This window comes from Pseudarthrobacter sp. R1 (assembly GCF_024494415.1).
Lineage (GTDB): Bacteria > Actinomycetota > Actinomycetes > Actinomycetales > Micrococcaceae > Arthrobacter.
Genome location: NZ_JAMKFI010000021.1, coordinates 1 through 20,536 on the forward strand (window position 1 = coordinate 1; position 20,536 = coordinate 20,536).

The following is a 20,536-nucleotide window of genomic DNA, read 5'->3' on the forward strand; positions in this document are numbered from 1 at the left end:
AACCAGGACCACCAGTGGAACACCAAAGGCAGCAAGGCCGGGCACCCCAGCACGCCCTCAGCCCGCAAACCACCAAAAACCGCATCCAGCGGGACCAGCGCAAGCGGATCGGTGGATCAAGGCTAAGGCCGGCGACGCTCTCTGGCCTTTCTGTAGTCCTCATCGGCAGCGGGTCCTATGCCGCCTGCATCTTGGACCTGCTGCTAAGAGGGCAGTGTTCATCTGTCGCCGTCTTTTCCCGCTCAGGCCGCGCAACGGCATTCGCCGCCGTCCGAGGGGTGAAGGCCCTTACGGCAGCCGAGCTCCATACAGCCATTGGCCAGGCGGACATCATTATCGGCTGCAGCGGCAGCGGAACCCGAATCGACACCACGCTGATTGAACCAAGGCAGAATACCCGTCCGCTTGTGGTTGTGGATCTCGCACCCAACCGTGACTTCGATTCTGCCGTTGCTGACGTGACAGGCATCGACCTGGTGACCCTTGAGACCGTCCGGCACGCCGCCCCGCAAGCTGACGCGGCGGAACTCCAGCTTGCCCGCGCCCTCGTCAGCGAAGCAGCAGACCGCTTTTCCCAACAAGAGTCAGTGCGGGCAATTGACGCCGCCATCGTCGCCCTGCGCCACCACCTGCAGAGTGTTCTCGACAGTGAAGTGGAACGCCTCAGAAAACGAAGCGGAACAACCGCCTCGGTGGAGGAAACCACGGTGGCACTGCGGCGCATTGTGCATCAGCTGCTCCATACGCCCGCGGTCCGCGCCAGGCAAATGGCGGCCGCGGGTCGTCACGAGGACTACACGTCCGCCTTGGAGGCGCTCTTCGGCATCAGCGTGGACCTTATTCCTCCGCCCAGGGTGAAGACGACCATGCCTGACGAGCTGGTTGTGTAGTGGAGCCTGTACTGTTGCGCCTTTCGTGAGGGTTTTCAGGTATCAGTGAGCGCGTTGTTGCGCTGGGCAAGGGTCCGGAGGATTCCTGTGTGGTCAAGGGCGCCGTCGCCCCGGGCAACCATGTCCTCGAAAAGATCCTGGATCACCGTGCTCAGGGGTAGCTCCAGGTGTGCTGTTCTAGCCGCCCCCAGCACGAAGTTGAGGTCTTTGAGCTGGTTTTGGGCGCTGCCGCCGCCTGTGAAGTCGCCGTCGATCCATCTGTGCCCTTTTTGGCGCAGCACCTCGGAGTCGGCCAGCCCGCCCCGGAGCAGTTCAAGCATCACCGATGGATCCAGTCCCCCGCCGCGCGCGAGGAGCATGGCTTCGGAAACTGCCGTGACCGTGCCGGCGACCACGATCTGGTTGCAGGCTTTGGCGAGTGCACCCGAACCTCCCGGCCCCATGTGCCGGATGGTGCTGCCCATGAACTTGAACGCGGGGATGACCGCGTGAAGTGCGTCCTCGTCCCCGCCCACCATGATGCTTAGGGTGCCGTTTTCGGCGCCCACGGTGCCGCCACTGACGGGGGCGTCCAGGACTCGGACGCCATGGTCGCGAAGCATCCGTTCGCCAAAGGCAGCCACTGCCCCCGGCGAAACCGTCCCGTGCACGACGAGTATCGGCCGGGCTATGCCTCGGGCTGTCCATCCGGCTAGCAGGCCCTCTTCTCCCGAAAGCAACGATTCGACGTGGCTTAGGTCCGGCAACACGGTAAGGACGATGTCGGCAGCCGCCTCAAAGGGTGAGGAAGCAACGCGGGCGCCCAGGCCCACCAGGGCTTCGGCCTTCGAAGCAGTCCGGTTCCAGACCGTCAGCTCGCCGTAGCCCTTCAGCAGCCGGCGCGCCATGGGTTCCCCCATCGGCCCTAATCCCATCAGGGCAAGGGCTGGGTGGTCATGTTCAGGCATTGGGAATCCTGTAGCGATTAGGGCGTGCAGGACCGGCAATGTAGCTGCTGACGGTTTTCCGAATGGGGGAACACATGGTTTTCCTGTTTCTGTGACTGTATGGGATAGCGGGCTGAGGGCAGGCGTTACTGGTTGGTCAGGAGATCAGACGGCCACAGGATGAGCTGCGGGAAGACGGCCAGCATGACGATGGCAACCACCATGACCACGTAGAGCGGCACCGCGGCCTTCACGATCTTCTCCATCGGCAGTCCGCTGACGTAGGACGCCGCGAACAGGCAGACGCCGACAGGGGGCGTGACCAGGCCAACGGCAAGGGCAGCGACCAGGAAGACGACGAAGTGGATGGGATCCACACCGGAGGACACGGCCGCTGGCATGAGCACCGGTGTGCAAAGCAGGATGGCTGCGACTTTGTCCATCACGGTTCCGATGACGATCAGGATCAGGCCGATCAGCAGCATGACGATGGTGGGGTCAGTGCTGACACTCAGCAGCCAGCTGCTGACCTTTGCCGGCAGCCCGTCAATGGTGAAGATGTAGGAGGCGACGCCGGCGATCATGGCGATGAGCAGGATGGTGCCGGTGGTGAGGCCGGCGTCCACGATCATTTTGGGCATCTGGCGCCACTTCATGTCCCGGTAGACGTAGATGCCGACCAAGAGGCTGTAGAAGACGGCGATGGCGGCTGCCTCCGTGGGCGTGACGAGCCCGCTGAACATGCCCACCAAAATGATCACCGGGCCGCCCATGGCCGGGATGCCCTCGAGGACGATCCTCAGGCCCTTCTTGAAAGGCGTCCTTGAGACCTCGCCGTAACCATGGCGTGCCGACAGGAAGAAATTCACAAGCATCAGGACGAGGATCAGGACAATGGACGGTCCAAATCCTCCCGCGAGTGCTGCGCCTACCGAGACGTTCGCGGTTGATGCGGCGATGATCATGAGGATGCTCGGCGGTATCAGTGAGGACAGGGTAGCGGTGACCATGGTCATTGCTGCGGCATAGGGCCGCGGGTACTTATGGTCTGTCATGGCCTTGATCTCGATCTTGCCAAGGCTGACAATGTCGGCAACCGAGGAACCGGAGATCCCGCCGAAGATCGCGCTCGATGCGATGTTCACTTGGCCAAGGCCGCCACGGAAGCGGCCGAAGATGACTTCGGCGCCACGGAAGATGCGGTCCGAAATACCCCCTCCGGACATGAGGTTGCCGGCCAGGACGAACAAGGGGACAGCAACCAGCAGGAAGCTGTTCATGGAACTCATCATGGACTGCGGCAACAGGTCCAGGGGGATATCGAAGATCAGCAGCGTGGCGATGACGCCAATGCCGAGTGAGACTGAGAGCGGAATGCCCAGCAGCAGCAGGAGGAGGAAAATGCCCAGCAGGGTCAGGCTCATGCGATCATCTCTCCTTCGAGGATCCGCTTACGCATGTACGGGGAGAAGTAGACGGTCGTGATATGGGCGACGATGGCCAGTGCCGCGCCGATCACAAGGGGAAGGGTTACCAGGAACATCTTCAGTCCCAGGGCAGGGCTGGACTCTCCGGCGGCGTACTGTTGCAGCATCAGTTCCACCGTTTTGTAGAGCAGGACACTGAAGAACACGGTCCCGCAGATGGCATAGAGATGCATGCTGACTTGCTTGAGCCAGGCTGGTCCCCGCGCCACCGCGAAGTTCACCCGCGGGTGCACGGCGGCCCGGAAGCCTGCTGCCATCCCCAGGAAGGTGGTGTCCATGAACAGGAAACGGGTCAGTTCCTCGGTCCATGGCAGCGAGGCTCCCATTTGCCGGCTGACCATCTGGGCAGCAAGGCTGAGCAGCATCGCGCAGATTCCAACGAAGAGGAGAGCATCCACGGCCTTCCAGATCAGACCATGAGGTTTCGAGACTTCGTCTACCGGAACCACCTTGACACTATCTTCGGCCGCCTGGTGTTCGGCGCCCCGGGTTGGGGTGGTTCCATCATCATGCACTGCACTCGTCTCCTGCACTGGACCGGTCACCTTAACGTCCGAGGAATTCGAGGCTTGACTGGACGAATTCCTTGCCTACCTTGCCCTCAAGCTCGGGGTAGACCTTCTGCGCTGCCGCCTGGAACTTTTCCCTGGCTTCGGGCGTCAGCTCGTTGATCTTCACGCCTTCGCCCTTGAGCTTCTCGAGGGTTTTGGTGGCTTCGTCAGTGTCGTACTTTGTCTTGAAGTCAGCGGTCTCGTCTGCAGCTTCCTGCAGGACCTTCCGGGTGTCCTCATCGAAAGAGTCCCACTTCTTCTTGCTGAACCCGAGGACGAGGCCGTCGGAGATGTGGCCGGTCAGGGAGAGGTAGTCCTGGACTTCGAAGAACTTGTTGTTCACGGGAACTTCCAGGGGGTTTTCCTGGCCGTCGATAGTGCCGAGCTGCAGCGCGGTGTAAACCTCTTTGAAGTCCATCGGCGTCGGGTTGGCCCCCACTGAGCCAAAGAACTTAACCCAGAGGTCATTCTGCGGTACGCGGAGCTTCAGGTCCTTGAAGTCCTCGGGCTGGGTGATCGGACGCACCGAGTTGGTGGTGTGCCGTGGAGTACGGGTCAGCATGGTCACGCCCTTGATGCCGAGCTTGTCCAGTGAGCCCAGCAGTTCCTTGCCCGGCTCGCCTTCGAGGTACTTGGTGACCTGCTCCGTGTCCTTGAAGAGGTAGGGAAGGCTGATGGCATTCATCTTCGGCTCAAAGGATGCGTATACCGAGGTGGACATGATGGTCGAGTCCAGCGTGCCGTTTCCAAGCAGGTTGACGGCGGCGTTCTGGTCTCCGCCGAAGAGGGTGCCGTCGGGGAACGTCTCGACCTTGACCTTGCCGTCGCTCAGCTCGGCGACCTTGTCGGCGAAGTGCTTTGCGCTGACACCCATGGAAGAGGCTGCGGGGTCCCCGAGGCCGAGGCGCACGGTGGTGCTGGCCGCGCCGGCACCGCCGGCCCCGCCCCCGCCGCAACCGGTGAGCGCAGTGGTAACGGTGAGTGCAACGGCCACAGCTACGGTGGCAAGGATGCGCTTTGGCATCTGATTCTCCTTTGAATACGTGCTGGTTCCTGGCCTGTACGGACAGGGGTACTGATGCTTCGACGGCGGTGGTTGAGCGTCCTGGGCTATGCAGATGTGTCGAGAAGGGCGGCTCTTGCTGCTTTCCCGTCCCGCTTGCCCAGTGCCTTGCGGACGCGGCCTAAAGAACAGGGTTGAAGATCGCGGTGTCAGTGGAACCGGTACACTTTTGTACCACAGGCCGAGCGCGGCTGTAAACCTTTTGAGTCGGATGTAAGCCTGAAGTTACTTCGAGAACTGCAGCCGGGCGACGCTGGACCGTTCGACCAGTTCGGCGGCCACGCGTATGACGTTGGGCCTTCCCGGCGTCTTGCCCTGCGTGTTGGACAAAGCGAGCTGCACGGAGTGCCGGGCGAGCAGATCTATGGGTTGCCTGACGATCGTCAGGGCCGGGGTCACGAGTTCGGTCCAAGGCGAATCTTCGAAAACGATGACGGACAGCGTGCCGGGGATGTCGATCCCGGCGTGGGAGAGGCGCCGCAGAACTTCGGTTACCTGGGCGGTGTTGGCTACCACCAAAGCGGTGGGTGGGTCATCGATGCCGAGGAGCGCTGATGCAGCATCTCCTCCCGCCGGCCCGCGGAACGCGGCGTGCCGGATGAGGAGTTCGTCCTGCTCCAGGCCGGCTGTGTCCAGGGCTTGCCGATAGCCGGCGATCCGGTCCCTTCCAGTGGTGGAGGCAGCCGGCCCGGAGATGATCCCGATGCGGCGGTGGCCATGCGCGGCGAGCAGCGCGGTAGCGGACCGGGCGGATTCGAAGTTGTCGATGCTTACCACGTCAACTTCAGGGAGCGAAGGTATTGACCGGTCGACAAAAACCACGTCAGTCCCAAGGTCCTGCAGCTGCTTCCAGATTGCCAGGTTGTTGCCGGTGGGGGTCGCGATAATCCCACTGACCCTGCGTTCGATGAGAGTGGCCAGACGCTCTGATTCCAGCTGGTCATCCTCCTGCGTGGTCATTAACAGCACCTGGATTCCGCGCGCGTGCGCCTCCTGCACCACCTGGTCCGCGAGCCGGGCAAAAAAGGGGTTGGAGACATCAGCGAGCAGCAGCCCCAGGGTAGTGGGCGGGCCATACTTAAGCTCCCTGGCCGCCGTGCGCGGGTGGTAACCGAGGTCCTTCATCACGTCGTTCACCCTGGCGCGGGTAGCTGCAGCGACCGGACCCGACCCCGGATTCAGCACCCGGGAGACAACTGCAACGGACACCCCGGCCGCCTGGGCAACATCGCGGATGGTCGGTTGTTTCTGCACGCCTACTCCTTTGTCTGGCACTTCCTGGACATCTGGGAACCTTTTTTAGCCTAGGGCTTGACCTCAGGCCTACCCCTGTGACATAAAAGTGTACCGGTTCCACTTATTTTACCTTAGTTCGATCCCGCTTGTTCAGCACCCTCATCCACCAAGGGCCGCGAGCCGCACGGTGAAAAGTAGAGCCCCAAAAGCTGCGGCTGATCACACACCAGCCCGCATCCCTTCCGGAACAGCGCCGTATCCTTTGAAAGGCAAACCATGAATCTGCACCATCTCCTGACCCAGCGCGAGGCCGACGGAAAGCCCATCCGGGTCGGCCTGATCGGCGCCGGACGCTACGGGACGATGTACCTGGCCCAGGCAAACAACATCCCGGGCATCCACGTCGTCGCCATCGCCGACATCAACGTCAAGCGTGCTGAAGGTGCTTTCGAACTCGTTGGATGGCCCAAAGACCAGATCGCCCCCGACATAGCAACTGCCCTGAGGGACCGCTCAACCGCGATCGTGGCCAACGCCGACGAGCTTTTCGACGTCGACATCGACATCATCGTGGAAGCCACCGGCAACCCCATCGTTGGCGTCAAGCACGCACTGCGCGCCATCGAAACGAAAAAGCACATCATCATGGTCACGGTTGAAGCCGACGCCTTGGCAGGGCCTGCTCTGGCCAAGCGGGCAGAAGCAGCCGGCGTTGTCTACTCAATGGCGTACGGCGACCAGCCGGCCCTCATCATGGAACTCGTCGACTGGGCCCGCACCAGCGGGTTCGACGTAGTGTGCGCCGGCAAGGGCGCGAAATTCCTTGAGCACTACCACGAGATGAACCCCGACAACGTTTGGGAAAACTGGGAATTCTCCAAGGAACTCACCGATTCCGGGCAGCTGAACCCCAACATGCACACCTCCTTCCGCGACGGCACCAAGGCCGCCATCGAAATGGCCGCCGTCGCCAACGGGGCAGGACTGGTCCCCTCTGACACCGGGCTGACCTTCACGCCCGGAGACGTAGAGGAAATCGCCTCAATCTGCCGCCCCGCCGACGTCGGAGGAGCCCTCGCGCACGAAGGAACTGTCGACGTCATGTCCAGTGTCAAGCGGGACGGCACCTGGATCCCCCACAACACCCAGGAAGGCGTCTTCGTTGTCGTAAAGGCAACGAACGCCTACGTCTCCGGCTGCTTCAACGAATACCCCTGGCACCCGGACCCCACCGGCCAGTACGCCGCCCTGTACCGCCCCTACCATTACGTCGGCCTGGAACTGAACGTATCCATCGCCAACGCCGTCCTCCGCGGAATCCCCACGGGTTCGCCCATCGGGTTCTTCGGTGACGTTGTCGCCACCGCCAAGAAAGACCTCAAAGCCGGTGAATTCCTCGACGGCGAAGGCGGATACACCGTGTGGGGCCAGCTCGTTTCCGCGAAGCACTCCGTCACCACCGGTGCACTGCCGGTCGCACTGGCCCACCACGTGGAACTGCGCAATGACGTAGCCAAGGGCGGGATCGTCCGCTGGGAGGACGTCATCATGGACGACTCGCTCGCCCAGGCCCTCGAACTGCGCCGCGAAACCGAAGCCCTTGCCTTTGAAGCGGTTTCGGCACCCTGATCCAGCGGCGCTCATTCCTCTGGGCTGCTGGAGCCACTGAAAGCCCGGCCCCTGGAAATCTCGCCCATCTCAGCTGAGTCCAAGGGAAACCCTGCGGATGTTCGCGCGGACCGACGGACCATGACCGTCGGTCCGCGCCGCGTCCCCCCAAGGACCCTTTCACGCCCTCACGGCACCCGTAACACTAGGAGAACCTCACGATGACCATCGTCGTCACTGCAGCTTTTAGCCCTAAGGAAGGCGCCTTCGACCAGGTCGTCGCCGCCCTCTCCCCCGCGATCAGCGAAGTGCACCAGGAACCCGGCTGCCTGCTCTACGCGATCCATGAAGCCCCCAACAACCAGATCCTCATGATTGAGAAATGGGAATCAGCTGCGCTGCTGGACGCCCATGGCGAAGGTGAACCGGTCAAACGCCTGAACGCCTCCCTCGAAGGCCTGCTGGAAAAGCCTGTCGTAGTGACCAGGATGGTTCCGATCCCCGCAGGAACAGCACGGCAGGGAGCGCTGTAGTGCATAGCCCGCTTGTCATCATGGGCGTGTGTGGTGCAGGCAAGACTGCGGTCGGCGCTGCCCTGGCGGCCCGGCTTGGAGCAACCTTCAAGGATGCTGATAACCTGCACCCCTTGCCGAACGTCGAAAAAATGACAGCTGGCATACCGCTCACCGATGAAGACAGATGGCCTTGGCTTCGCCTGGTCGGCGCAGAACTCGCGGCGGAACACCCCCATGGGATCGTGATTGCCTGTTCAGCACTCAAACGCGCCTACCGCGACGCTGTCCGCGCAGCCGCTCCCTCCACCAGGTTCATTCTCTTAGAGGTCGACCCTTCGGTACTAAAGGAGCGGCTGGTCCAGCGCCCAGGACACTTCATGCCTCCAGCCCTCCTCACCTCACAGCTGGAGACACTCGAGCCGCTCGAAGGAGACGAGGAAGGAATGACAGTGAGATCCGAAGGCGGCATCGAAGCACTCATCGACCAGATTCTCGCAAACCTGCGCCAAGTACATCCCGCAATACCGGCCGGTGCTGATCAGAAGTAAGGTGCGTCTCTGATCCGACGCCCCCGCGCGCCTTGGTGCGTCAACTCAAGGTGAAGGGCCCTCGTTGGTGAATATCCATTATCGGCGTTTTCTCCGGTGACGGTTTGTTTGTTGGTCACCTCTTCTCTTGAGCTGTCTCAGGGACTTAGCTCTTAGGTATTGTGTGGACTTGTTCCAGGCGTTTAAGGAGGGCCTGGACGCGTGGAAGGGCGAGAGGCTGCACACCCGTCCTGTCGGTGATTCAGCCCCTGCCCCAGACGCGTGTCCGGGAAGAAGCGCCGGCACTCCGGCCGATGCCGTCGAATGTCGCGCCCGTGATACTGACAAGAAGCGCCGGCGAGTGACGGGCGGGGCATGCTCCTGCTGCCCGGACAGTTCCTGCCCGAGAAAAACCCCGCTGACGAGCGGTACTCCTTGGGACCGGGACCGTGGCGCCTGCATCTCCCGACGCTTGAAGCCTGCTGGAGCCCCAACCGCCCGTAACACCGCGCCTGCCCGTCGTGAGCGCGAGCCGGGACTAGCCTTGGCGGGCTGGGCTCCCGACGCTACCTGCCGCGCCCTCGCCACAACGAAGTCAACATCACTATCAGCGCGCTCGGCGCTGACGCCTGCCCGACGCCTCCTGACCCGCGGAACTCAAGGATTCCAGGGTCAATTGCCCGGGTGAAAGGGACGCGGTCTATGTTGACTCCGGTGGACAATCAGTCGCTGTCGAAGGAGGCTTTCGGCCGACTGCCTCCTGGGGGCGCTATGTGCGTGCCAACCCAGGACAGTGCCTCGGTAATGGACGTAAACAGTTTCATCGTGCAGCCCGGCGGCATTTTGCTCAGGTAAAAGTGAGCCGTGGCCCAGTCGACGGGTGAACCGGCCACTATGGCCAGCTGAGTAACGCGCAACCGTCCTGCTGCGACCGCTTGATGCGCACGGTTGTTGACGGTTCGGACACCGCGTAGCTCAATAAGCAGCGGATAGGCTGCTCCTGCGCTGATTCGGGAAACCCTTGCCATTGCGGCCATGACATTTTGCTCCGTCACCATCGGAGCCCTCCACTGCAGGTGGATGACATCGCCCGAGAGCATGACGCGGTTTTGATGTTCCTCGGGCGGTTGAACGGTCACAGGGCCTCCATAGGGCAATTGCGCTCACACGAACTCAGGGGATGAATGAGGAAAGTCTTTGCGTGCCGGCAGGGAGGGCACCCTCGTGCGGGCGGGTATGTGTCCGGATAGCCGTCCTCGCCCATGGCTACGGGATCAGCAGGGAAAAGGTCTACGGGCGGGCAGGTCCCTTCGAATCCGTGGGGGCACTAAACAGGGTAGAACTTCCGCTATTTGAGGCTGGGGGCCTGCTCCAACCGGGGCTGCTCCCGTACCAGCCCGTGTGGCACGGCGGGATGGGCCCGCACCACGTAGCAGCCTTCGCCAACGTCGGTGATCATGATGCCTGTAGAAAACCGGTCGGCGGCTTCGCGCACCAGCCGGACGGCGCCAGCTAGTGTCTCGCGGGCTTCCCCGGACGCCGAAACCCTGACTTCCACCATGCCGGGGCTACGCCTCTCGGCGGCTGGATCGGTCTGGTTATCCATCCGCGGACCCGAACTTCGCATTCCGACCAGGTGGCACGGAGACAACGTCGGCGATGGCATCAGCAGGTCCCTGGCTGGCCGGGCTTGCCTTGCCATTTATGCGAACGGCAGTCAGTCCGGCCGCGGCGGCCCAGGCCTGGGGTGAGCCTGCATGGTGGTACTGGACGGGCACGGGGAAATCGGCGCGGGAGAACCCGCCGAACAACTCCGGCAGGCTGTTACCAAAGTGCATGGCTGCTTCCCGCATGCCGTCCGCGACTCTTTTTGCCTCAGCTAAGAAGCCATATGCAGCCATTCCTTCGGCTGCCAGCATCGTGTCGTGAGGCCAGACAGAGCCATTGTGGTAGGACATCGGGTGGTAGTAATGCTGTCCGGCGGCCAGGGTGCGGATACCCCAACCGGTGAAGAAGTCCTCCTGAAGCAGCCGGGAGGTCACTGCACGGGCGTCTTCCGGGTCGAGAATTCCCGTCCAGAGAAGATGCCCTGCGTTGGAGGCCAATGCGTTCACCTGCCAGCCGTCGCCGTCCACTGCCAAAGCGGGGAAGTTGTGCTGTTCCATCCAGAACTCTTTGCGGAAGCGGGCCTTGAGCTCGTCCGCGACCTGCTGCAGGGTGTCCGCCCAGGCCTGGTCACCCCACTGCTCTGCCGCTAGGCGGGCACACTCTTGCAAGCCGCGCCAGGTGTAGCCCTGAACTTCAGCCAGCGCGATGGCGCCCGCCGGTTCCCCGCCGTCGGCGCCGGCAACAGCGTCGAAGGAGTCCTTCCAGCCCTGGTGCAGCAGCCCGTTAGGGTCTGGAGTGTAGCGGAGAAAGCCGGTGTCCCACAGGCCGCCGTCACCCAGAATCCACTCCACGGCGGCGCGGGCAGGTCGCTCAAGCTCACGGAGCAGCACGGGATCGTCCAGGCAACCTAGGGCCATCAGGAACAGTGGCGTGGAATCCACCGTGCCGTAGTACCGGCCATAGGGCACGGCGCCGAGCTGTGCCAGCTCGCTGACCCTCACTTCGTGAACCATCTTGCCGGGCTGCTCCACACGCAGCGGATCGTGGGCGGTGCCCTGGGTAGTTGCGAGGGCGCGCAGGACGTCGCCGAGCAGCTGCGGGCGTTCGGCCCGGGTGAGCATGGACGTCAACAGGGAGTCCCGGCCGAACAGGGTGAGGAACCAGGGCAGCCCGGCCGCGGGAATGGTCAAGGACGGCATAATCGGGCACGGCATCAGCAGTGAGTCGAGGTCCTTGAGGCTTCGGCGTGCCAGCGGGTCCACTCCATCATCAGCACTTCCGACGGCAGCACTTCCGGCCGGGGCGGGAGCCGGCGGACGGGAGTCTCCAACGGTCAGGGCGGCTATTGTCAGGGTCTGCGTCTCCCCGGCGGCCAGCGGCAGGACCCACGACAGGACGGCGCCCACGAAGCGGCCGGCCTCCGGTTCCGGCAAGATGGAGGGCACCGTGCTGGCCGTGAGCTGCAGCCCTGCCTCGAAGGTCCGGCCACCGATAGTGTGGGTGTAGTCGAAGGTGAGGGAGCCGTCGTCGAGCAGTGTCAGGCTGCTGGTGGCACCGCTGAGATCGAAGGTCCGGCCGTCGGTGCGGACAGTGAACTGGTCAGCGAAATCGGTTCCCGCCCGCAGCACCAGCCGGGCCGTGATCGGCTCCCGGCCGAGGTTGCGGATGGACAGGGTTTCCGTGAGGCCGCCGGCGTCCAGTTCCTGTGTGCGGAAGGCGACGAGGTCGTGGGTCTGGTTCCGCCGAGCCGCTGGGCTTAGTGCAGTATGGCGACGGCCCGGTTCGCGGACGCTTCCCACCTCCCAGAAGGTGGAGTCGTCGATTTCCAGGATCCAGCGGGACAAAAGGCGGGTGTCTGCAACATAAAGGCCTTCGGTCCCAACCGCAGGGGCAGCGGCACTGCCAACGCTGCCGTCAGCGGCGCCACGCATCATGGCGCCGTGTGCCACCAGGACCGATACTGCGGAGGGAGGGGCGAGGGCGGTCATGAAGCACTCCGGGGGTAAGTAGTTTCCAGTGCCAGTGCGGCAGTCCAGCTGAAGCTGCGGGTGCCGTGGGCGGCTCCGGTCCAGGGGTCGACGTATTCCGGGAAGTCGTGCTCGGCGGCAAGCCTGCCGATGTTGCCGCGGAGGTAGTCCGACTGCTCCCTGCGGCCCACCCGGTCCAGCGCCTCTGCCACCATCCAGGACATATTGAACCAGGCTGGTCCCCGCCAGTAGAGGGCTGGGTTGTGGTCATCGGCGGTGGCGTCATAGCTGGGTACGAGCAGTGCTTTACCGGCCATAAAGCGTGGCCCATTCAGTGTGGCGAGCAGGTCATCGGTATGGGTGTGGCCGTTCAGCAGCAACGGGATCAGGCCGTTGATGGTGGCTTTGTGGACAACGCTTCCATCGGTGACGTCGCGGGCAGAGTAGCAGCCAAGTTCCGGAACGTAGAGCTCCTCCATGGCGGCGGTGATGAGCTTGGCCCGCGTCCGGTGGGCAGTGCCGGGCAGCCCGAGTTCCGCCGCAATGTCCGCCAGGGCGAATTCCGAAACGGCCAGGAGGGTGTTGAAGAGCGGATCCTCCATCAAAAACGGGTAGTCCGCATCGGCGTCGTCACAGTGGTGGTCCCGGTAGCGTTCGGCCATCCAGAAGTACTTGCCGTACTCCTTCTGGCTCGGACGCTCGCCCGGGTCCGCGTGCTGCAGGTCGGGGCGGTTGAGTTCGGTTTTGCAGTCCGCCGGGATGCGGGTCATCACAGTGTCCCAGAGCGGGGAGTTGTCCGTGCCTGATTCCCAGGGGTGCACAATGGACGCCAGCCCGGACCCGCCCCTGTTGCGGCGGCCGGAAAGGTATGCGTGCCACCGGACCAGCTTCGGGTAGTTCCGTTCCAGGAAGGACCGACGGCGGGACTCGGCGGGGTCGGCCTGGTGGATCTTCCAGACCGCCCAGGCGTGGTTGGGCGGCTGGACCAGGCCCGCCGTATCCACCCACTCCGGAGCACCCGGAATGTGCCGGGACTGCCAGAAGGATGCGCCGGGTGAGTAGTCCTGGTCCCGGTGCGGGTCGAAGACGATCTGCGGCAGCCGGCCGTCGTCCCATTGCCCGGCGAAGAGGGCGTCCATCTCCTGGCCGGCGCGGCGGGGTGACACCCGGCTGAGGCCTACGGCGATGAAGGAGGAATCCCAGCTCCACTGGTGCGGGTAGAGGCCGGCAGCGGGGACGGTGTGGGTCTTGCGCCAGTTGGCTTCAAGGACGGCAGTGGACCGGGCTGCGATCTGCCCGGCGGAGACTGCGCTGCTCCCGTTACCCGGATCAGCTGCGGCGCTCACAGGTAGCGCCCCAGCAGGGAGGGCACGCGCGGCAGGACTTCCTCCGCGGGGCCGGAGAGGCGGGATTCCAAGGCCACGGTCCCCTGGTACCCGATGGATTTAAGGGTGGCACCGAACAGGGCCCAGTCCACGTTGCCGGCGCCGGGTTCCAACCGGTTGGAGTCACTTGCCTGGATGTGCCCGATGAAGGCGGCAGCCTCCTGCAGCGCTGCGGCAGGGTCGCTTTCCTCGATGTTCATGTGATACGTGTCCGGTGCCAGCCGCACCGCGTCCTGGCCGACGAGCTTTAGCAGCCGCACGCCATCGGCGAGGCGGTTGATCATATGGTCCTCGTAACGGTTGAGGGGTTCCAGGTAGATCTCCACTCCTTCTGACGCCGCGTGCTCACCCAGCGCAGTGAAAGCTTCCACCAGGACCGCCGTATCCTCCTCGTCAGTCCGCGGCGGCACGAACGGGGGCAGCCGCTTGGAGAACATGCCGTAGGACGCCGGCGTCATAACCCCTCGTCCGCCGATTTCCGCCATGACGCTGAGCTGCGATTTCAGTTGCGCGACGGCATCCTTCCGGAGCGCCTCATCGAACGCCCCAACAAAGTGGGACATCTCAACACAGGCGGTGGGCATCACCACCCCTGCATCACGGGCGCGGCGCAGTTCGGGCAACCGGTCTTGGAACTGCAGGTTCCCTGCAGACCGCAGTTCAATCCCCCCGAAGCCCCACGCCAACGCCTGGTCGAATTTTTCCTCCAGGCTGTTGCCGGAAAGGTGCTGTTCCTGCACGGTAATCAACGTCATGAGAACTCCAATACAACCTGAAGCGCGGATTGGGGATCCGTGTCCAGCAGTTCATAGGCCTTGGCGGCATCGGTCAGGGGGAAGGTATGGGTGACTAGCGACGGGGCATCCAGCAGCCCCTTGGCGAGATAGTCGGCCACCGTCTGCTGCAGCCGCGGAACGGTCCAGCGTGAACGGAGGCGGTTGGGGACGGAGCCGATCTGGGAAGCCAGGAGCTGGACGCGGTTGTGGTGGAACTCTTCACCGAAGCGGACACCGGCAGCCTCACCCTGGTAGAAGCCGGCAGCGATGACGGTACCGTCCGCTCCCACGGCTCGGGTGGCCTCATGGAGTGCCCGGTAGTTGCCGCTAAGTTCGATGGCCAGGTCCACTCCGGCACCGCCCGTGATCCGGCGGATCTCGCCGGCCAGTTCCGGCGACGGGCTTAGGGCGTCCTGGGCGCCCCAGGCGAGGGCCCGGTCGCGGCGGTTCTCGATGCCATCCACCGCAATGACGCTTGCACCGTTCAGCACTGCGAACCGGGTTGCCAGCAACCCGATAACGCCTTGGCCAAAGATGGCCACCGTGGAACCGGGGCCAAGGTCTGCGGCAAGGACGGCGTTCAAGGCGATGGCACCCACCCGGACGAAGGCGCCGGCCAACGGGTTTATCCCCTCCGGCAGCACGTGGCCGCGCAGTGACTCCGCAGCGAGGATCCCTTCGTCGCGGTGACCCCAGATACCCCAGACGACGTCGCCCACCTGAACTGCCGGTTCTGCTTCGGCGGCTCCGGCATCCTGGCCTGCGGGCGGGGCAATCTCAACGACTTCGCCCACTTCCGAGTAGCCCCAGCCATCCAGCGGGTATCCAAGCGCTTCGTGCCCTGGCTGGAACAGTCGGGACTGAGGATCCCAGACAGAGGTGAGGTAGGGATTGGTGCCCCGGTAGGCCGTCAGCTCCGTCCCTGCCGAGATGCCGGAGTAGATGGTCCGGATACGTGCCTGGCCGGGTTCCAGCGGGGCCGGCGGCTGGTCAATGACAGCGACGCTGCGCGGTGCAGCAATGCGAAGGAAGCGGGACACTTTTGCAGCGGTCCTTAAGTGGTCGGAAAGGTCCTGAAAGGATGTGACGCAACCGACATTAGCATAAGAGCTAGTCCACTTGTGTATAGACGTTAGGCAGAATCTGCAGTATCCTCATCACATGCTTTCCGATTCCGCTTCCGGGCGTTCCGTTCCCAACTACGCCCCGGTCAAAGTCGGGCTCGTTGGGGCTGGACAGTGGTCGGCCACCATGCACGCACCCCTGCACAGCGCTGGTGCTGAAACAGAATTGACCGGCGTGTGGTCAGCCCATGCCGACAACGCCGCGCGGCTGGCCCGACAGCATGGCGTCCCGGCTTTCGCCTCCTTCAAGGAACTCCTTGCCTCGTGCGAAGCAGTTGACTTCGCCGTCCCGCCACCCGTTCAGGCCGAGCTCGCACCCCAGGCGGCCGATGCGGGGCTGGCCCTCCTGCTCGAGAAGCCGCTGGGTGCGTCAATGGCCCAGGCGTCCGCCGTCGCCGAAGCTGTGCGGCGCAACGGGGTGGCAACCGCCGTCGTCCTCACCAAGCGCTACCACCCGCGGACCCGCGACTTCCTTGCAGCGGCCGCCGAACTTCGGAGCAAAGCGCCCATCCTGGGCGTGTCCGCAAGCTACCTTCACGGCGGATTCCTCAATTCGGGCTTCCTGAATGCGCAAGGCCGGCAGGGCTGGCGGGACGAGTACGGCCCGCTGCATGATTTGGGGCCACACCTGCTGGACCTGATGGACCTGGCCGCCGGTACTATTGAGGCCGTCAGCGCTGACGGCACCAAGGACTACGTGGCACTGACCACGCACCACGACGGCGGCGCTACTGGACAAGCGGCTATCTCGGGGTCCGTGCAGCTTGCCCAGGTGAGGACCACGCTCAGCGTTTACTCGGCCAAAGGGACATTGGATTACACCACCGCGGGCATGGACCACGCCGAATGCTGGCCGGTGCTGCGCCGGGAATTCGCCGACGCCGTCCGGCTGGGTACGCCCGCCACCGCAGATGCGGAGCGGGCCCTCAAGGTCCAGGCCCTGGTGGAAGCAGCGGCTCAGTCCGTCCGTGAGCAGCGGCTGGTCCGGGTGGCCGAGATCCTGACGACCGCCTAGGGTGCGTGCCGCGACAGCCCTGCTAGAAGCGCCGCACAGTGACCGGCAGCTGAACCAGCCGCGGGCCGCCGTCGGCCGTTCCCGCCAGCCGTTCGAACAGCAGGTCCGCAGCGGCGGCACCCAGTTCGCGGGGATCGTGGGACATCACGCTCAGCGGGACACCCAGCAGGTCGGCCAGTTCGACGTCGTCAAAGCTCGCCAGTGCGGGAACCGGCGTGGGGAGCCTGGAGCCGGGTGCAGCACGGTCACGCCGTTCGCAGATAGCCCGCAATGCCCCCACTGTGGTGCGATTGTTGGCGGAGAAGAAAGCGGTTGGCGGATGCGGGCCGGCGAGGAGCCTGCCCACGGCCTCAGCAGCGGCCTCCGAGTCGCGGACCTTGGCCAGGTGCCCGGGATCGAAACCGGCTCCTGCCCTTTCGAGCGCCTGCCGAAAGCCTTCAAATCGGCGCCTCGCGGTGGAGATTCCGTCCACGTCCCCCAGGAAGCCGATGCGGCGGTGGCCGTCCTCGAGAAGGGCCGCGGTCCCGGCCGCAGCCCCGGCAACGTCCTCCACCAAAACTGCATCACCCTCCAGGCCTTCTACTGTCCGGGTGGCCAAAACCAGTGGAATACCGCCCAACTGCTGCACGGCGCCCTGATTCAGCCCGTTGCCTGCGGGTACCAGGATGAGGCCTTCCAACTGCCGGCCGGCGAACTCCCTGAGCAACTGCTCTTCCAGCGCCGGGTCCTCCCCGCTGCTGCCGACGACGATCTGACGCCCGTGGGCGGACGCGACCTTTTGGACACCCAGGGCGAAGCGTCCGTAGTAGGGGTTGTCCAGGTTGGTGACGGCGATACCGATCAGGCCTGTGGGTTTCCTGAGCCTCGTATTCCGGGCACTCTGGTTGGGCCGGTAGCCAAGCTTTTCCACCGCGTCACGTACCCGGTCCTGGACCTCGGGCCGGACATTCAGGCCACCGGCCATGGTCCTGGAGACCGTCATGGGGCTGACTCCGGCCAGCGCGGCGACGTCCCGGACGGTGGGGGCACCTTTTATTGCACCCCGGGCGAGGGCACCGACCTTTGCAGAGGACGCTTTGCTGCGGGACATGTTCATACCCAGAAGATTCTTTCGGCGGTGCCGCATGGCAGGTTCCTGCCCGGCACTGTCAACGTTACCAAGTGCCGGGAGGGCGCATGAAGGATGACAGTTTGCTCAGGCCGGTCCTGGAAATCGGCGGCACCCATGTGACGGCGGCCACAGTCCGGGGGCCTGAGGGTGGTTGGCAGGTCATGCCCGGCAGCCTGGTGCGCCGGCACCTGGATGCCCGTGCCTCCGCGGACGTTCTGCTGGACGAGCTCGCCCAGGCGGCCAGGGATCTGGGCGACGACCACAGCGGCGCTTGGGGAGTGGCATTGCCAGGTCCGTTCGACTACCACCATGGCATTGCCCGCTACGCGGACGTGGGGAAGTTTGACCAGCTTCTCGGCGTTGATGTCGGGGCGGGACTTGCGCGCCGGCTGGGTCCGGCCCAGCGGAGCATGGCCTTCCTCAATGATGCCGACGCCTTCGGCATTGGTGAGTTCGTGCTGGGCGCCGCGGGCAGCAGTCGCCGGGCCGCCTGCATCACGCTGGGAACAGGCGTGGGATCATGCTTCATGCATGGCGGCGTGCCGGTCAAGACCGGAAACGACGTTCCGCCGGATGGCAGCTGCTACTTGTTGCAGTACCGGGGACGTCCGCTTGAGGACTCAATTTCCCGCCGCGCGATCCGCCGGGCGTACTCCTCCGCAAGTCCTGACGCCGGCACTCCGGACGTTCACGAGATTGCAGCTGCGGCCCGCGAAGGAGACGCCGCGGCCGCCGCTGTGCTGGAGCAGGCCTTCTCGGCTGTGGGCGAAGCGGTGGGCCCGTACCTTTCGCGCTTCGGCGCCGAAGTCCTGATCATCGGCGGCTCGATGGCAGGTTCCTGGGACATCGTGGAACCTGCCATCCGCAAAGGCCTGGCACTGGCGGCCCCGGCGCTGGCAACCTTACCCATCACCCGCGCGCAGCGTTCGGAGGAAGCGGGCCTCATTGGCGCCGCCTACTGGGCCGGGACCTTCACCGGCAGCGCGGTCTCCGTACCGCGGACGTAGGCTTTCACGGTGCCGAGCTTCTGCCCCACGCCAGCACCATGCGGCCGAATGGTGTAAGCCCCAACAGATGCCGGAATGATGAACGTTTCGGCGTAGCTCACCACAAAGGGAGCAAAACTACCGGAGGGGCTTTCCACCACCGCTTCCGGGCCCTCCACCAGGTTCAGCACGTTAACGGTGCCGTTCGTGTGATGCTCCACGACGTCGGCGAACCAGTGCCGGCGCACCTCAATGAACTCCAGTTCGTGCAGGCCCGTGCGCTCCTCCGTCCAGCCCGGCCCAGATCCCAACTCCTGCACCTGGTCCAGCAGCTGTTCGCGCGCCCACTCGGTGTCACGGTCCCACTGGATGTTGCGGCTCGCGTGGTCCACGTGGATGGGACGGGGCCGGCCGTCCAGGCCTACCCGGCCCCAGTCCCACATTTTGAACGTGAAGATGTACGGGGTGGCGGAGATTTCCAGCACCATCGAGTTTGCACCGGAACAGTGCACGGTGCCGGCCGGGATGGAGAAGTGATCGTGCTTCTTCGCCGGGAAGGCGTTAACGTAATCCTCTGCCGGGAACTGCGCGCCGCCGTCGGACGCCTGCTTTAGAGCCTTGAGCATCTGCTGGGGATCGGTGCCCGATTTCAGTCCGAGGTACACCACGGCGTCCGGCCCGGCGTCCAGCATGTAGTAGCTCTCGTCCTGCGTGTAGTGCATGCCGAAACGGTCCTGGATGTAGTCCGTTAGCGGGTGCACCTGCAGGGAAAGGTTGCCGCCCTCCATCGTGTCCAGGAAGTCGAAGCGGATGGGGAATTCGGCGCCGAACCGGGCGTACGTCTGCGGTCCCAAGAGGGCGGCCGGCTGGGTAAACACCACGTCCACCGAGGGCAGCTCCACGATCTCCCCGCCGACGTCCAGAAGGATGCTGTTCTCCTCCGGGACACAGTCGAAGCACCAGGCATAGTTGTCGGCGTCGCTGTCCAAGCCGATCACCTGCTTCATCCACTGCCCGCCCCACACCCCAGGGTCGAAGAACGGCACTACACGGAACGGGGCAGCAGCCGCCGCTGCCATGCCCTGGTGGAATGCACTGCCCGTAATAAGTTTTGCCTCCGCAATCCCGCGGTTGGTGTCCAGGACGTAGTCGACGGCCGAGAACAGCTGTCGCTTGTGCCGGTCCGCCAGGCGCCACTCCACAAAGAAGCTCCGCTTGTACTTGCGCAGGTTGTCCTCGCCGGCGTTGTCGCAGCGCCAATTGGGGGCACCAGCGCGCTGCCGCTGCTGCAGTTCCCACCGGGCCATGTCCGCCAGGACCAGCGTGCGGTCCTGCAGTGGCACCAGAGCTGCACCCCAGCCCACCAGGACAACGGGAACATCCGACGCCGATGCCTGGCGTCCGAGATCCGCCAGCCTTCCGGCGTCGTAAAAGTCCGCGAGGGTGTGGTGGCTGATGACGCCGAAGACGCGGTCGTCGGTGAGGTTGGCAGCAATCAGTTCATCGATGCGGCTGATGGGAAGGGCAGCAAGCTCCTCCACATTGAGAATCCGGCGTTCCGGGAGGGCCTGTGCGAGCTGTGTCACGAGCTCGTCCAGGTCCACTCCGGGGTAGGTGTCCACCACAAGAGGGATGCTGCCGGGGTGGGCCAATTCGTTCCACACCTCCTTGCCCGACCAGGCCCGGTGATTGCCGGGAACGGTGACGGTAGGGAATTTGTCGTAGCTGCGGGGAGGGGTGTGGCTCATCGGCTTCCAATCG

The 20,536-nt window shown here is 64.2% G+C and carries 18 protein-coding genes and 1 pseudogene; 6 read left to right on the top strand and 13 right to left on the bottom strand.

The genetic code is table 11. The features are described 5' to 3' along the window. Positions 1-890 (top strand): annotated as a pseudogene (locus M8J71_RS22650) (hypothetical protein); the annotation flags it as partial. A gap of 35 nt (positions 891-925) precedes the next feature. Here M8J71_RS22650 and M8J71_RS22655 read toward each other — a convergent pair. The 5 genes from M8J71_RS22655 to M8J71_RS22675 form a co-directional block, all read right to left on the bottom strand. Further along, on the bottom strand, positions 926-1,837 hold the full coding sequence (locus M8J71_RS22655; protein ID WP_256250115.1) for an NAD(P)-dependent oxidoreductase: 912 nt from the start codon (positions 1,835-1,837) through the stop codon (positions 926-928). A gap of 125 nt (positions 1,838-1,962) precedes the next feature. Further along, on the bottom strand, positions 1,963-3,240 hold the full coding sequence (locus tag M8J71_RS22660; protein ID WP_256250116.1) for a TRAP transporter large permease: 1,278 nt from the start codon (positions 3,238-3,240) through the stop codon (positions 1,963-1,965). After that, positions 3,237-3,818: a TRAP transporter small permease gene (locus M8J71_RS22665; RefSeq protein ID WP_256250117.1), complete on the bottom strand. Its 582-nt coding sequence runs from the start codon at positions 3,816-3,818 to the stop codon at positions 3,237-3,239. The genes M8J71_RS22660 and M8J71_RS22665 overlap by 4 nt, the downstream gene beginning before the upstream one ends. 31 nt (positions 3,819-3,849) lie before the next feature. Continuing rightward, complete coding sequence (locus M8J71_RS22670) at positions 3,850-4,878, bottom strand: DctP family TRAP transporter solute-binding subunit (RefSeq protein WP_256250118.1); 1,029 nt, start codon at positions 4,876-4,878, stop codon at positions 3,850-3,852. A gap of 264 nt (positions 4,879-5,142) precedes the next feature. Further along, positions 5,143-6,171 (bottom strand): LacI family DNA-binding transcriptional regulator, encoded by a 1,029-nt coding sequence (locus tag M8J71_RS22675; RefSeq protein ID WP_256250119.1) that lies wholly within the window; start codon positions 6,169-6,171, stop codon positions 5,143-5,145. Positions 6,172-6,429: 258 nt separating this feature from the next. Between M8J71_RS22675 and M8J71_RS22680 the strand changes: the two genes are divergently transcribed. The 3 genes from M8J71_RS22680 to M8J71_RS22690 all read left to right on the top strand — a co-directional run bounded on the left by M8J71_RS22680 (position 6,430) and on the right by M8J71_RS22690 (position 8,824). Beyond that, entirely contained in the window at positions 6,430-7,782 is a 1,353-nt protein-coding gene (locus tag M8J71_RS22680; protein ID WP_256250120.1) for an NAD(P)H-dependent oxidoreductase, read from the top strand. A gap of 200 nt (positions 7,783-7,982) precedes the next feature. Continuing rightward, complete coding sequence (locus tag M8J71_RS22685; protein ID WP_256250121.1) at positions 7,983-8,294, top strand: putative quinol monooxygenase; 312 nt, start codon at positions 7,983-7,985, stop codon at positions 8,292-8,294. Further along, on the top strand, positions 8,294-8,824 hold the full coding sequence (locus tag M8J71_RS22690) for a gluconokinase (protein WP_256250122.1): 531 nt from the start codon (positions 8,294-8,296) through the stop codon (positions 8,822-8,824). The genes M8J71_RS22685 and M8J71_RS22690 overlap by 1 nt, the downstream gene beginning before the upstream one ends. A 701-nt stretch (positions 8,825-9,525) precedes the next feature. Here M8J71_RS22690 and M8J71_RS22695 read toward each other — a convergent pair. The 6 genes from M8J71_RS22695 to M8J71_RS23520 form a co-directional block, all read right to left on the bottom strand. Next, the gene (locus M8J71_RS22695) at positions 9,526-9,942 is read right to left on the bottom strand and encodes a DUF7793 family protein (protein WP_256250124.1); all 417 of its coding nucleotides are present in this window, start codon (positions 9,940-9,942) and stop codon (positions 9,526-9,528) included. A gap of 209 nt (positions 9,943-10,151) precedes the next feature. Further along, positions 10,152-10,409, bottom strand: coding sequence for a hypothetical protein (locus M8J71_RS22700; RefSeq protein WP_256250125.1), 258 nt, complete (start codon positions 10,407-10,409; stop codon positions 10,152-10,154). Continuing rightward, positions 10,402-12,399 carry a glycogen debranching N-terminal domain-containing protein gene (locus M8J71_RS22705; RefSeq protein ID WP_256250126.1) on the bottom strand — a complete coding sequence of 666 codons (1,998 nt, stop codon included), beginning with the start codon at positions 12,397-12,399 and terminating at the stop codon, positions 10,402-10,404. Before M8J71_RS22705 ends, M8J71_RS22700 begins: the two co-directional genes overlap by 8 nt. Continuing rightward, positions 12,396-13,724: an MGH1-like glycoside hydrolase domain-containing protein gene (locus tag M8J71_RS22710; protein ID WP_256250127.1), complete on the bottom strand. Its 1,329-nt coding sequence runs from the start codon at positions 13,722-13,724 to the stop codon at positions 12,396-12,398. Before M8J71_RS22710 ends, M8J71_RS22705 begins: the two co-directional genes overlap by 4 nt. Next, positions 13,721-14,518: a sugar phosphate isomerase/epimerase family protein gene (locus M8J71_RS22715; RefSeq protein ID WP_256250129.1), complete on the bottom strand. Its 798-nt coding sequence runs from the start codon at positions 14,516-14,518 to the stop codon at positions 13,721-13,723. Before M8J71_RS22715 ends, M8J71_RS22710 begins: the two co-directional genes overlap by 4 nt. Beyond that, the gene (locus M8J71_RS23520) at positions 14,515-15,579 is read right to left on the bottom strand and encodes a zinc-dependent alcohol dehydrogenase (RefSeq protein ID WP_256250131.1); all 1,065 of its coding nucleotides are present in this window, start codon (positions 15,577-15,579) and stop codon (positions 14,515-14,517) included. Before M8J71_RS23520 ends, M8J71_RS22715 begins: the two co-directional genes overlap by 4 nt. A gap of 121 nt (positions 15,580-15,700) precedes the next feature. Here M8J71_RS23520 and M8J71_RS22725 point away from each other — a divergent pair, with 121 nt between their 5' ends. Then, complete coding sequence (locus tag M8J71_RS22725; protein WP_256250134.1) at positions 15,701-16,678, top strand: Gfo/Idh/MocA family protein; 978 nt, start codon at positions 15,701-15,703, stop codon at positions 16,676-16,678. A 22-nt stretch (positions 16,679-16,700) separates the two neighbouring features. Here the strand turns inward: M8J71_RS22725 and M8J71_RS22730 are convergent, their stop codons facing one another. Next, positions 16,701-17,804 (bottom strand): LacI family DNA-binding transcriptional regulator, encoded by a 1,104-nt coding sequence (locus M8J71_RS22730; RefSeq protein ID WP_256250135.1) that lies wholly within the window; start codon positions 17,802-17,804, stop codon positions 16,701-16,703. 50 nt (positions 17,805-17,854) lie between these two features. Here M8J71_RS22730 and M8J71_RS22735 point away from each other — a divergent pair, with 50 nt between their 5' ends. Then, positions 17,855-18,796, top strand: a complete 942-nt coding sequence (locus tag M8J71_RS22735; RefSeq protein WP_256250136.1) for an ROK family protein — start codon at positions 17,855-17,857, stop codon at positions 18,794-18,796. Here the strand turns inward: M8J71_RS22735 and M8J71_RS22740 are convergent. Further along, entirely contained in the window at positions 18,745-20,523 is a 1,779-nt protein-coding gene (locus tag M8J71_RS22740) for a mannose-6-phosphate isomerase (RefSeq protein ID WP_256250137.1), read from the bottom strand. The two genes, M8J71_RS22735 and M8J71_RS22740, sit on opposite strands and share 52 nt — an antisense overlap. Positions 20,524-20,536: the final 13 nt, after the last annotated feature.